Origin of the sequence: Rhizobium aethiopicum, assembly GCF_014197535.1 — a bacterium.
In the GTDB taxonomy this organism is placed as follows: domain Bacteria; phylum Pseudomonadota; class Alphaproteobacteria; order Rhizobiales; family Rhizobiaceae; genus Rhizobium; species Rhizobium aethiopicum_A.
The window spans coordinates 156,155-168,895 of record NZ_JACIFV010000011.1 but is presented as its reverse complement, the minus strand read 5'-3'; the positions used below and the strand labels follow the sequence as shown (position 1 = coordinate 168,895).

Annotated in this window: 11 protein-coding genes and 4 pseudogenes; 5 read left to right on the top strand and 10 right to left on the bottom strand. The window is 57.9% G+C overall.

Features of this window, described 5'->3' with window-relative positions; translation table 11 throughout:
* A pseudogene (locus GGD53_RS31460) lies at positions 1-281 on the top strand (hypothetical protein); the annotation flags it as partial.
* Between the two features lie 229 nt (positions 282-510).
* Here the strand turns inward: GGD53_RS31460 and GGD53_RS17005 are convergent.
* The 4 genes and pseudogenes from GGD53_RS17005 to GGD53_RS16990 all read right to left on the bottom strand — a co-directional run.
* A pseudogene (locus GGD53_RS17005) lies at positions 511-837 on the bottom strand (ISNCY family transposase); the annotation flags it as partial.
* Positions 732-968 (bottom strand): hypothetical protein, encoded by a 237-nt coding sequence (locus GGD53_RS17000; protein ID WP_094299122.1) that lies wholly within the window; start codon positions 966-968, stop codon positions 732-734. The gene GGD53_RS17000 and the pseudogene GGD53_RS17005, both read right to left, overlap by 106 nt.
* A gap of 116 nt (positions 969-1,084) precedes the next feature.
* Entirely contained in the window at positions 1,085-2,095 is a 1,011-nt protein-coding gene (locus GGD53_RS16995; RefSeq protein ID WP_184457671.1) for an IS30 family transposase, read from the bottom strand.
* A 108-nt stretch (positions 2,096-2,203) separates the two neighbouring features.
* Positions 2,204-2,452 (bottom strand): annotated as a pseudogene (locus GGD53_RS16990) (biotin/lipoyl-containing protein); the annotation flags it as partial.
* A 629-nt stretch (positions 2,453-3,081) separates the two neighbouring features.
* On the opposite strand from GGD53_RS16990, the gene GGD53_RS16985 reads away from it, so the two are divergent.
* The 4 genes and pseudogenes from GGD53_RS16985 (at position 3,082) to GGD53_RS16970 (ending at position 6,796) form a co-directional block, all read left to right on the top strand.
* Positions 3,082-3,810 carry a carbonic anhydrase gene (locus GGD53_RS16985; protein WP_051679592.1) on the top strand — a complete coding sequence of 243 codons (729 nt, stop codon included), beginning with the start codon at positions 3,082-3,084 and terminating at the stop codon, positions 3,808-3,810.
* A gap of 626 nt (positions 3,811-4,436) precedes the next feature.
* On the top strand, positions 4,437-4,787 hold the full coding sequence (locus GGD53_RS16980) for a transposase (protein ID WP_082935752.1): 351 nt from the start codon (positions 4,437-4,439) through the stop codon (positions 4,785-4,787).
* On the top strand, positions 4,784-5,128 hold the full coding sequence (gene tnpB, locus GGD53_RS16975; RefSeq protein WP_085861393.1) for an IS66 family insertion sequence element accessory protein TnpB: 345 nt from the start codon (positions 4,784-4,786) through the stop codon (positions 5,126-5,128). The genes GGD53_RS16980 and tnpB overlap by 4 nt, the downstream gene beginning before the upstream one ends.
* 74 nt (positions 5,129-5,202) lie before the next feature.
* Positions 5,203-6,796 (top strand): annotated as a pseudogene (locus tag GGD53_RS16970) (IS66-like element ISRle3 family transposase).
* A 130-nt stretch (positions 6,797-6,926) separates the two neighbouring features.
* On the opposite strand, the gene GGD53_RS16965 reads toward GGD53_RS16970, so the two are convergent.
* From GGD53_RS16965 to nifE, 6 genes are all read right to left on the bottom strand, one after another.
* Positions 6,927-7,859, bottom strand: coding sequence for a cation diffusion facilitator family transporter (locus tag GGD53_RS16965; protein ID WP_012489540.1), 933 nt, complete (start codon positions 7,857-7,859; stop codon positions 6,927-6,929).
* A gap of 221 nt (positions 7,860-8,080) precedes the next feature.
* Positions 8,081-8,167 (bottom strand): hypothetical protein, encoded by an 87-nt coding sequence (locus tag GGD53_RS32410; protein WP_237350514.1) that lies wholly within the window; start codon positions 8,165-8,167, stop codon positions 8,081-8,083.
* A 731-nt stretch (positions 8,168-8,898) separates the two neighbouring features.
* On the bottom strand, positions 8,899-9,387 hold the full coding sequence (locus GGD53_RS16955) for a NifX-associated nitrogen fixation protein (protein ID WP_085861394.1): 489 nt from the start codon (positions 9,385-9,387) through the stop codon (positions 8,899-8,901).
* A gap of 3 nt (positions 9,388-9,390) precedes the next feature.
* The gene (nifX, locus tag GGD53_RS16950) at positions 9,391-9,885 is read right to left on the bottom strand and encodes a nitrogen fixation protein NifX (protein ID WP_085861407.1); all 495 of its coding nucleotides are present in this window, start codon (positions 9,883-9,885) and stop codon (positions 9,391-9,393) included.
* Positions 9,882-11,237, bottom strand: a complete 1,356-nt coding sequence (gene nifN, locus GGD53_RS16945; protein ID WP_012489543.1) for a nitrogenase iron-molybdenum cofactor biosynthesis protein NifN — start codon at positions 11,235-11,237, stop codon at positions 9,882-9,884. Before nifN ends, nifX begins: the two co-directional genes overlap by 4 nt.
* A gap of 9 nt (positions 11,238-11,246) precedes the next feature.
* The gene (gene nifE, locus GGD53_RS16940; RefSeq protein WP_012489544.1) at positions 11,247-12,737 is read right to left on the bottom strand and encodes a nitrogenase iron-molybdenum cofactor biosynthesis protein NifE; all 1,491 of its coding nucleotides are present in this window, start codon (positions 12,735-12,737) and stop codon (positions 11,247-11,249) included.
* Positions 12,738-12,741: the final 4 nt, after the last annotated feature.

Sequence of the window (12,741 nt, the reverse complement as noted above, 5' to 3'; positions counted from 1 at the left end):
GCGTCAATCCGCCAGACGCACCATGGGAGCAAAGCTTGGGGGCATCGATCTTCGGCACCCCACAGTACACGCTGCCTGTGGACGACTTGGGAGGATTTGTCCCTCCGAGCTGGCAACACGGCAATCAACCGGTACCAGATGACCTTCTGCCTGCAATGTACTTGTTTGACTTGCTGCCGAGCGCGGACAAACCCACCAACTTCAGTATCCATGGTGTGCCCTACACGGCCACTCTGGGGCCATCAGGCATGCAGAGCGACATTTACCTTTTCCTGCAATAGGGTGGAGATCGATCGAGCAATAGATGCCAGTGGTTCTTACATTCTAACTTTGCGGTTACAATTGCTGTCAAAGCTGATTAGAGGGGCGACATTGTCAGCCAGTTAGAAACGCGACGCTGGCTCTGATGATCAGCCCCGATCCGACCGGCTGGGCCGGGTTGAAAGGGCGGAGCGGGGGCGGGTGAGGGGCACCTATCGGCTTTAGCTTTAAGACGATGCGATCGACGCCTCACTCGGCAGCATCGCGCTTTGCCAGCGCAGCTTTATGGCGTTCGATGACGGCCGGATCGTTCGTAAAATCCTTCCGCCGTCCCGGACCGTGAGCACGTCGCACATAGCCGTTCTTCTCGCTGTTGGTCATCACCACCGGCTTCGACGGCTGCTCCTGACGCTCCTTGATATAAGACAGAACGTCGCCGAGCCGTTTGTTCTCGGTGATCGCCGCATGCGTCACCCGCTGGTCCTTGTCGAAGGTTTTGTAGGGCAGGGAATGTCCCTTCCATCGTACATCGAGGCGGCCGTCGGCATAGGCATAGGTCTCGACATAGCGGCCAACAGCCGCCGCACCTGGCGCTCGCTGAGAGCAAGCACATGCGACGCCGACACCATCGTCATGCGGCCGTCGGCAACCTTCGACAAAACCTCGATCCGCTGCAGATCACGCTCGCTCATCGCTATCAATCCCATCTGCAATCTCCGCCGTCATCAAAACGGGGAGAGTGTGACATTCCAACTTTGCAGAATCAGGACACTTCAACTTTGCGGTGTGAGTTCATGCCGAACTGCGACTTGCGCATGCGACGCTAGCCGACACGTCGCATTTGCGCGAGTAGTTTCTTGCGAAAGACCTCCGCCGGGGTTCGGTAGCCGAGGCACTTCCGCGGTGTCGAGTTGAGGCGATCGCAGATGTCCTTCAGCTCGCCATCGGTGATCGACAGCGGATCCACCTCTCTCGACAGCCATTTGCGAACCCGGCCATTGGTGTTCTCGACCGTGCCTTTCTGCCAGGGCGACTGCGGGTCACAGAACCAAGTCTGCGTTCCGATGCCAGCCTGCAGATAGGGCCATTCGCTGAACTCAGTGCCGCGGTCGAAGGTGATTGAGCGTCGAGCAGCGTGGGGCAGGGGTTGGAGCACCGCGATCAACCCGTCCATGATCGGCTTCGACTGCCGGTCATTGTTGCGCAGGAAGACAGCAAAACGGCTGACCCGCTCGACCAATGAGGTCACGTTGGCCTTGCCGAACTTCTTGCGAAACTGAATGAGATCGCACTCCCAGTGGCCGAACTGCTTGCGCTCGGCGACAGTATCGGGACGATGAAGGATGTTGAGTTCCGGGCTGAAGCGGCGACCGTGACGCCGGCGGGCATGCCGCGATCTGCGTCTCGCACGCCGCTCCGGCAGGTGCCGCCACAGTTTGATGGCCTGACCGTCTGCGGAATAGGCGAACTTGTAGATCGTCTCATAACTGACGCAGATTGGATGGCGCTCCAGCCGCATGCGGCCGGCGATCTGCTGTGGCGACCAGCCATGGATGATCCGTTCGATCACCGATTGGCGCACATGGGAGAACCGGGCGAGCTTGCGCAGCTTGGCTCTGCGCTCACGGGCCATCTCGTTGGCGGTGACGCAATAGTAGCCGCTCAGATCCGGCATCTGCGGGTCTTCAAAAGCATTCCGCTTGAGCTCGCGGAAAATCGTCGAGCGATGCCGGCCGAGCTTCTCGGCAATGACGGTGGCGCTGAGGCCCGCTACTCGCCAGCGAGCGATCCTGCGACGTTCATCCATGTCGATCTGGGAGTAGGTGCGTCTCATCAGCCATTCCTTGCGAGTGATAACCCATTGGTATCTATCGCAAGTCGCACTTCATCCTTGAACCCACCCGGCTACAACACCAAATAGCATAATCAACGTTATGGAACTTTACGCTGAACCGGCCGCGATAGTTACAAGCAGGTCCTTGGCATCGATCTGGTCGCCGGCTTTGACGAGAACTTCGGCGATCGTGCCGTTCTCCTCGGCGTGAATTGCCGTTTCCACCTTCATCGCTTCGGTCGACACCAGCACATCGTCGGCATTGATCGCCTGTCCGGGCGACACAAAGACGCGCGAGATGGCGCCCGGCATCGGTGCGCCGACATGAGCGGCATTGCCGGGTTCGGCCTTGGGTGCGAAGACGGCGGCCGGTGACGCTGAGGAATTTTGCGAGCTCTTGCTGTTGGTTCCTCGCGGACCCGAGCCGCATCTCGTTGTGCACCTAACCGGCTCGGCTCACGTGACAACAAACACAAGAACATCTGGTTGTTTCGATCGAGTTTGGCGCAGGAGGCGCAGGAGGCGCAGGAGGAAAATCAACATGACTGTCGCGGCTAGGCCCATGATTGCCAAAGCGTATAGGCCTGTGGAAAAACCTCCGGGCTGACTACGGAGATACCCTATAACGAACGGCCCCACAAATGCTCCTAGGTTCCCGAGTGAGTTAATGAATGCGATCCCGCCGGCGGCAGCGGAGCCACTAAAGAAGCAGAAGGCAGCGCCCAAAGGGTCCCTTGCAACCCAATATGCCGCGCATGAGCATCCCTCGCCAGAACCCGTCAGGGCCGGGTTGATCTACCGTACGGCCGGGGCAATACTCCAGGATTGGCTTAGCTCCTCCGATGCGTCAAAATTCCGCTTGATGAGTGCCATATCAAGGCATAACCAATCGGCCATTCTCCGATTCCCGGAGAATTGCCGGACATGACTTGGAGCAGGTGCCATTTCTCCGCAGCCATCCCGGATATTGCAAAAGGACCGATACCATGTGCTTTGAATGCAATTCCTCCCCACTCAGCCGTCGCTCCCTGCTGAAATTTGCCGGCATCGGAGGCGTGGCCGTCATGACTGCAGGCTTTGACATGACCATGCCGGCATTCGCCTCGAACGCTCCCGCCCTCCTGCCGGATGAAGCACTGGCAAAACTCCAGGAAGGCAACAAGAAATTCGTCGCCGACACGGAAGCCTGCGCCGCCAATATTTCCAAGCGCCGGCAGGACGTCGCCAAGAGCCAGGCACCTTGGGCGATCGTGCTGACCTGTTCCGACAGCCGTGTCGTGCCGGAACTTGTATTCGGCGGCGTGACGCTCGGCGAACTCTTCGTCGCCCGCAATGCCGGAAACGTGGTCGACACCGATGTGCTCGGCACGATCGAATATGGCACCGAACATCTGCATGCGCCGCTGATCGTCGTCATGGGCCACAAGCGTTGCGGGGCGGTCTCCGCCGCCTGCGAGGTCGTGTCCAAGGGCACCAAGCTCGATGGCTCAATCGGCAAGATGACCCAGCCGATCCTGCCCGTGGCTTTGGCGGAGACCGATCGCGGCGACAATTTTGTCGACAAGACCGTCCATGCCAATGCCTTCAACGGCGCCGAGCGCATCCTCACCGAAAGTGCGATTGTTTCTCGCCTGGTCGAGGAAGGCAAGGTGAAGATCGTGCCCGCCTATTATGATCTCGATACCGGCGTGGTCGATTTTCTGCACAAGGTCTGACCTACGAGGCGACTTCATGTTGCCGACGGCTATCCGCGGGCGCCTCGTCGCGTTCGCGGAACCATAGTCGCTGATGACCCTTGCCGCCCGCAGCATCACCCGGCGGGTTACGCGGGCCGGAGCTGAGGTCGCGAGCTGGCTGCCTGGGCGACGCTCTTCTGGAAATTTCCGACCATACGCCTGCGCAACTTGGTGAGCTCAATCGACAGGTCCGACAGCTGCGCGATGACATCTATCGGAACCTGGGCAGCTGGGCCGCGCCCTCCTGAGCCAGTACAAGGACATAGGCGTCGCTCGTTTCAAAGAACGCGAGACAATCGGCCTCCGGCAGGATCTCAACAAGATCAAGACGGCGAAACCGCCTGTGGAGCTTGAACGCAAAGGCGCGATCTGGGTTCAGCCAACCCTATTCGCTGAATCGAGTATCGCGCCTGGAGGCATAACGGAAAACTACGGCATCGAAACTGGCCGCATTGATCGAAGATTGGTACGAACCGTGAAATTGACGTAAGCGACAAGCTGACCCCATCTGGCGTCAGTAGCGTTGGCCGCTGTATTGCGGACAGACGATTCACAAACTGTGAGCTTCTATGTCTGCGCCTAGCTCTGGAACTAGAAACTTCCATATGATCGAGGCTGTTCCGGAACGGCTTGAGGGCGCCCCACGGCAATTTCGGCGCCGCTGGTCCGATGATTTTAAAGCGCGGGCTGTGGCTGAGGCAATGGAGCCCGGCGCAAGCGTCTCAGCCATTGCGCATCGCATCGGCATACATCCCTCGCAGCTATTTGGCTGGCGTCGTGATGCTCGTGACGGACAACGATCCTCCTCGCAAGATCGGGCTGGTCAGACGGAGACTGGGACGATTGGCACACGTGCGATGATCGAGCTTATCATCGGCGACGTCGTTATCCGGGCCGACGCAGATATCGGCGAAGCACACCTGCAGCGGGTGATCCGAGCGGTGCGGTCGGCATGATCCGGTCCGGCGTGAAGGTCTTTCTTGCGAGCCATCCCATCGACTTCCGAAAGGGGCCGGACAGCTTGCTTTCGCTGGTACGGGATGCTGGCAGTGATCCGTTCAACGGTGCACTTTATGTCTTTCGGGCCAAGAGAGCAGACCGAGTCAAGATCGTGTGGTGGGATGGCTCCGGCGTTTGCCTCTATGCGAAGCGGCTGGAAAAAGCCCAGTTCTGCTGGCCCCGGATCGGCCATCATCGCGTCCAGCTCAATCATGCCCAGCTTCTGGCTTTAGTCGACGGAATGGACTGGAAGCGGGTTCGATCCACGCCGGTGAAGCCTCCCGAGATTGTTGGGTAAAACCGCTGCGGCGAAGTGAATCAGGTCCCTGAAAGCATGGGCGGAGCGCGGCAAAATATGCTCTGATCATACCCATGACGCGGCCCGAGATTGAGCTCCCGGATGATGTAGAGGCTCTCAAAGCCATGGTTCTTGCCATGGCCGCAAAAGCAGCCCGCGTCGAGGCTTTGGAGAAGCAGGTTGACGATCTAGAGGCCCGCAACGCGGACGCCGATGAGCGCATCGAGCGGCTGACGCAGATCCTGAAGGCTTTCGATCGCGCCCGATTTGGCCGACGCTCGGAAAGGCTTGCATCATCCACCGTCGATGACGAGCAGCATGCCTTTGTCTTCGAAGAGATCGAGACCGGCATTGCGACGATCAAGGCTCAGGTCACGAAAGGCCGCGGTAGCGCGGACAGCAAACGCGCTCCGCGGCCACGCAAGGGCTTTGCGCCTCATCTTGAGCGCGTCGAGGTCGTGATCGAACCGGAAGAGCTTCCAGAACATGCAGGTAAGACCAAAATCCTGATTGGAGAAGACGTCTCCGAGCGGCTGGATGTCGTGGCAGCGAAGTTCCGTGTCATCGTCACCCGCCGGCCGAAGTATGCCTTTAGGAACGAGGATGGTGTCGTCCAGGCGGCGGCTCCGGCACATATCATCGAAGGTGGCATTCCGACGGAAGCAACTTCTGGCCCAGATCGCCGTTTCCAAATATGCCGACGGGCTGCCACTCTATCGCCAGGAAGCCATCTACGCACGCGACAAGGTCGAACTCGACCGCAAGCTGATGGCTCAATGGATGGGCAAGCTGGGGTTCGAGCTCAATATCCTCGCCGACTACATCCTCGATGAGATCAAGAAGGCCGAACGGATCTTTGCCGACGAAACGACCTTGCCCACACTTGCACCTGGTTCCGGATCAGCGAAGACGGCATGGCTATGGGCGTATGCCAGGGATGACCGGACTTTTGGGGGCAGCGGTCCACCGATGGTAGCCTATCGCTTCGAGGACAGTCGAGCCACCGAGTGTGTCGCACGACACCTGAGCGGCTATCGTGGAATCCTGCAGGTCGACGGATATGCCGCTTATAACAAGCTCGTCCGGAAAGATGGAGGCAATGACAGCGCCATCCTGGCCGGCTGTTGGTCGCACAGCCGGAGAAAGTTCTACGAGTTGCATGTCGCAAAGAGCTCGAAGGTCGCTACAGACACCGTCGAGCGTATGGCGAGGTTATGGGAGATCGAGGAGCGTGTGCGCGGCCAAAGCCCTGAAGCTCGTGTCGCTGCACGCCAGGAGATCTCCGCAGCGATCGTCCGTGACCTCTTCACTCTCTGGCAGGCGACCCTGCCACGGGTCTCTGGAAAATCCAAACTCGCCGAAGCTCTGCGGTATGCCATCTCGCGTCGAGACATCTTCGAGCGCTTCCTGACCGACGGCCGCATCGAACTCGACTCCAACATAGTCGAGCGAGCAATCAGACCCCAAGCGATCACGAGAAAAAATAGTCTATTCGCTGGAAGCGACGGTGGCGGCCGGACTTGGGCGACCATCGCGACGCTCCTGCAAACGGCAAAGATGAATGCAGTCGATCCGCAAGCTTGGTTGACCCAGACGCTTGAGCGCCTTGCGAATGGATGGCCCAGCAGTGAAATCGACGCGCTCATGCCATGGAACTACGCCGCCTGAACGGCCACGGCTTGTCGCTTACAAATTGACGCATGGTGGCTGGAAAAAACGCCGAGCTATGCATCCGGTTCGAGGATCACGCCCGTTATGGAATGCCTGCGATACAGGGCTCCAAATTCGGTTCAAAATCCTAATCCGCCCACTCAGGATCGGTTGTAAAGGCGATGGTGAGCCGACGACTCGGACCCTCGTTACCAATCGCGAGCCCGATTTCGTCACGGATCTTATCCCATTCCTGCAATTTCCTCGCCGGGAGGTCCTCTGAGACAACGAAATGTAGCTCGATTTGCCGGCCTCGGCCGACCCGGGCCACATAAGCCCGGTGGGATATGAATCCATGTCGTTCGATGATTGTTTTGGCGACCGCGTCAACTTGTTGTTTGAGATCTAATGGCGTAACAAGCAGTATGTCGGCGAGCGCTCGCCGAACCGTGCCCGCCGGAATGGGAATGATCACAATGCAGATTAATGCCAGCGCGACCGGGTCAATAAACGGCGAGATCCATTCGTAAGAAGACCCCTGAATGAAATATCCGATGGCAAACGCGACGAGTAACCCGATCGTTAGCCCGGCGGACATCAGCCAAGCTTTCGTATCCAGGGCAACGAAATCAGATTTGATCTTACGATTAGCTCGATCACCAATAACCCCCATGGTGGCTGTCACACCGAGTGTTACGACGGAGTAGACGATCGCTTGACTAAAGTTGAGCGGACGTCCCCCATGCAAAATGCTGCCGATTGCGTTGACAAGTGCGTAAACAGCCGACCCGGTTATGAGAATGCCGTTGAGAGCCAAGACTATGGGCTCAAGATGCCAGAACCCCATCGTGAAATGCTCGATAAGTTTTCCTTTGCTGGAGGGCGCTTCGGATGACGCGATGAGCTTTGTAACAAGCAGAGCTACGACAGTCATAGCAGCGTCCGTCAGTGCGTAGACACCATCGAATATGATTGCGAACGAACCTGAAATGATCCCGAACAAAATGCCGATGCAGGCAAGGAGGATGGTAACGGCAATTGAAACGCAGAGAAGCCCCTGCTCCGTTCTCATGAAATTCATAGGCTCAGCCTTATAACTTACGTTTCTTTATGGTCCTCTGGACGCGGTACAGACCATCCAATTCAGCTACTGAAGCGAGCACATCCACTTTTGGATCAAGGTACCTTTTTAAATTCAAATGCTGACCTCTCCTGTCCAGTGGGCTCGCATGAGCGTCTTTCACATACCTGGCCACAAGACAAAATCGCCTCGCTGTGTTCTGGCAGTGCGGCCTCGACTATCTAAACAAGGGCCAATTTTGCTTTGCAGGTAAAGCGGGGCTGGACATGATGCACGACACGGAAGGACGCATGAACATAGTCCAGCACTTCGCTGACGGTCTCGCCGCCGCGAATGAAGTCGGAGCCACCACAGATAGGGCATGAGCAGGCCACCTGTTACACGTCATCATGGCACGCCCGAGGTTGCAGAGCTTGCGCGGCGATAGGGCTCTCGACGCATCCACGTCATCCGGCAGGTTCGAATTCCGTTGACTCATGGTTGGATCTGATTTGATGAGAGGCGTTCCAAAGAACGCCGAGGTTTTCGCCCTCATGATAGGCTGTGGCTGACACCACGTTCTAGTCTAGCGATGATCGGATCGTCTAGCCCTTTGGCGACTCCTGTAATTACGGCTGGATTGCCAGATGGAAAAGAGCAGGCTTGCGATATACGCCCACTGAAGAAGCAACAAACTAGCCACCATTGCAACGATGACTTCGTGGATGGAATGCCAGACGAAGTAACTCGTTAGTGCCTTCGCCCAGACGACGAGCAGCAGGAGGCCGCAAAAGATTGTGAAACGCAACACCGTTCTCCTGATTTGTTCGCGAGATTGCGCAGCAATGTCGTCTGCGGCAACGAGAGTCTGGCAGTTCTTCAGGCGGCAACCGCCGCGTGGTTGAGAGCCATGATCATGCCAGTGAGCTCACCATCGAACTCTCGTTCTGGCCATTGCAAATGCTGAGATTTTGGCAGCGGCGGCGCGGGACTGCAGCTTGCGGACCTTCTTCAGCTGCTCCACAATGTCTGACATGATCTCTTTCCTCGAAAATTGATGTCATGATGCCCGCGCCACGTCGGGATAGGTTTCGATAACTTCAATAGCGTCATCGACCATTTTCGTGCCGGTCTCGGCGAGCTTGCCTAGCGTCTCAAAGCCGAACCGGTGGACATCGCGCAGGGTCTTCGACAGAACGACCAACCGTCCAGTCGTCAAAAGCAAGCGGCCGAAGCCCTCATGGCCGATCGTCATGATCGGCGATGCCAACAGGCCTGTGCACTCTTCGATCACAAGCCCCACGCAACTGTAAAAGTTCTGTAGCCTCCACAGCACATCAGGATCCGGATCGCCTATGATCGGGATCTTACGGCGCTGCTCCTTGGTGAGGATGAAGTCGGCCAGCAGGTCAGCGTCCGATTTGCCTTCCCACGCCCCATGGGCATCCTGAGCGCGGATGAGCCTTATCAGGCATCTGAGAAAAGGGGTGGCGAGATCCCCATCTTCGTTGACAGCAGGGCCATTCGTACTTCCTGTCAATGTACCCATTTCTTAGTCCTCCTCATCGAAAGGCTTCTTTTCAATGGCGCCTGCTTCGGTCAGCGCCTTGCGTAACCAGGGTGGCGGAGTAGTCCTGAGCATCGCCCGAGTTCGCGACAAAACATCTTCGATCAGTTGAGGATCGGATACTTTAATTGGGTGGATTTTGGCCGAAACAACTCGGGCTGCCGATGGCCCACCGATCGCCAGACAGAACAATAAGTGACAACCTTCCAACGCCTTCACCTTCGGGTTAATACGATCGACGTCCTCGTTCCGATGCTTTCCGCTCTGGTCGGAAACGTCTTCGAAGTCCAGGACTTCCACCAGTTTCCAGTCGTCGGGACTCACATCATAGACGACGAAACGTTTTGCCGATCCGAAATGGGCGTCGAGAGATTTCATATCTTGAGTGGCGATTGCGACGCGCAACGCGCCAGCCTTCCGTTTTGGAGCTGACGAGTGAACCCCGTCAGGGACGAGGGAAAGGCGACGAGCGGCGATCATCTAGGCAGTTCTCCTTTGCGGGAGGGATCAAGCGATCCAGGACACGGCGCGCGCTGATTGGCCTGGAAGATGTTGGAAACATCGAAGATCAGGTCGCGCGTTCCCTGATAGAGACTTGTGAGCTTATGCTGGCTGCCGAGTCGGTCGTATATCGGGAAGCCCACCCGCATGAGCGGAATCCCAAGGCGCTCCGCCGCTTGTCGTCCATGCGAATGCGTGACGAGAAGATCAGCGCCGACGGCAAGTTCTTCGAGATCGCCAAGATCACCGACCTGGAGCGATTCGGCCGGCATTTCCGCGAGTATTTTTGAGGTGCCGGTCGTGGTGACCGCTGCCGCGATTTCGGCGCCCATGCCGGTGAAGAAGGTAGCGAATTGGTAGAGCTGGTCCGGCTCCACAGCAATTGCGATTTTCTTGCCTCCGAAATGGAAATGTCCGTCGAGCAGGGCGTCCTGCAGCTGTGCTCGGCGACGGCGGATGTTTGCTGGCACCGGCGCACCAGAAATCTCAGAAAGAAACGAGACGAACCGGTCGGCTCGTTTCAATCCTGTCAGCGACTGGAACAATGCGTAAGGGACTCCCGTCCGGGTCCGCAGTAGCTCTGCGGGGCGGCGCATATGCTCGCCGATCGCGATACATTGCGCCGCCGTGCCAAGCTCTTGTATCTCGTCGACGGGAGTACCGCCATAGGTGGTCGGAACCCAACGATCGCCGGGCACCGTGCCGTCGAGAGAGCCGGAAATGTCCGGCAGGATCACCGGCTTCAGACCGAAGCTTTCGACCGTTTCGCGCAGAAGCTCGATGTCAGCGACTGTCAGATGCCATCCTGGTAGGATCGCAATCTTCTTTTGGTGGCGGCTCTGCTCGCCTGGAGTGGTGATGCGCTCGACCATAGAGATGACGGCCTTCGCCCATCCCTCTTCGATCGCTCCCTCGAAATCCGGGGTATTCGCCAGCACAACCTCCGTACCCGCGAGCTCATCGGCACGATCCCGCTTGATGTTGGCGAGATCGCCTGCGAAATCTTCGCCGCGGGTTTCCACCAGGGCTGTCGTGCAAATTCCGATCAGCTTGGGTTTTGCGCGCCTCTTGAGATTTAGGATCGCCTCTTCCAGATTGCCTGCGCCGCCAAGAATGGTCGCCACTGCGTCCAATGCCGTTGTCTGCAAGGGAATGGCTTCCTTAAAGTGTCGGACTAAAAGTACCAGCGCCAAGCTGGTGCAGCCCTGGCTGCCGTGGAACAGCGGCACGGCACGCTCGACGCCAAGAAAGGCGAGCGCGGCGCCGAGCGGCTGCGACGATTTCAGCGGATTGACCGCAGCTGATTTGGTCTGGGGAAAGACTTGAACCATCGGCTTTCCTCAACGCTTGCCGAAGCTGCCGGCGACCGCGCCGACAAAGTTTTGCAAGACGTACCCAGTCTCGTTCTCGCTCTTGGTATTCGTCAGTTCTTCTTCCACCGCATGCTGGCATTCCCACGGTGCCGGCTCCCGCACCTCCATCCAGATCGGATTGTGAATAGCAAGATCGATCTGGCGAACGAGCTCCACCATGCCGTCATAGCCGGCATAGGGGTGGTGGCGTTCCTGGTTGATATCGAGCCAAGGTGTCTTGGCCTTCAGCGCGATGAATTGCGTGCGCCCGCCAGACAACATGATGTCGGCTTTACCGTCGGCGAGCATGTTATAAAGCTCGCGCGGCGCCATCGACTCGAACAGGTGTTTTTCGTCTTTCAGGAGTTGCTTGATACGTTCCTTGTCTTCAGGCGTGGATTTCTTGACCGAGGTGCCCACGATCTCGATGCCCACCTCCATCAGCGCATGGACAACCGACCAGGACTTGACGCCGCCGGTGTTGAGCAACACGCGCTTGCCTTCAAGCCTTGGTCGATATGCTGCGAGTTTCATCCAGGCAATCGCCTCCTCCTCCGCGATCAATGCCTCGGTGCGCTCGAGGATTTCGGGATCCGCCCCCTGCATCACGAGCAGCTTGGCGATCTGTCTGAGTGCTTCCGAGGTGTCGGTAATTCCGTAAAAGGAGCCTTCGAAGAACGGGATATCCCAGAGCTCCTCCATTTTGCGGGCGAGGTTGATGAGTGCTGTCGAGCACACCAACATGGACGCCTTGGCGCGATGCGCAGAAGCAATGTCAAGATATCGGGCGTCTCCTGGAATGCAGGCCCTTACTCTGATCCCCAGCCGGTCAAGAAGCGGCTTTACCAGCCAAAACTCGCCGGATAGGTTGAACTCACCAATGATATTGATGTCGTAGGCGGTCACGTCGTTCGGCTCTACGCTGCCGATCACATGATCGAGCAACGCTTCACCGGCGAGCTTATTGCCAAGGTTCTTGGAGCCGGCAAAGCCCGGTGCGTTGACCGGCACCACCGGAAGGCCGAATTTTTCCGCGGCCCGCTTGCAGACGGCCTCGATGTCGTCGCCGATCAATGCTGTCACACAGGTCGAATAGACGAAAATCGCCGGTGGAGCATAGGCCTCCTTGATCTCGCGGATTGCTTTAAAAAGTTTCCGCTCGCCGTGCCCCATCACCACTTCGGTTTCAGTGAGGTCGGTCGTGAAGCTCGTGCGCCAGAGCGTTGGACCTGAGGAAGCCGATCCGCGGTTGTCCCAGGAATTGCCCTCACAGCCGAGAGGCCCATGGATCAGGTGCGCGACGTCGGTGATCGGCTGCAGCACGATCTTGGCGCCATCGAAAGCGCATCCGCCGGCTGCCGCCCCGGGGATCAGCGGCTTCGAACAGCCGTTTTTGCGCGCCTTGGAATCCTTGCTGCGGTTCTTCTCGCAGGCAGGCTCGTCAAAGACATCCTGGACTTTAGCATTGAGCAAGGGCATTGCG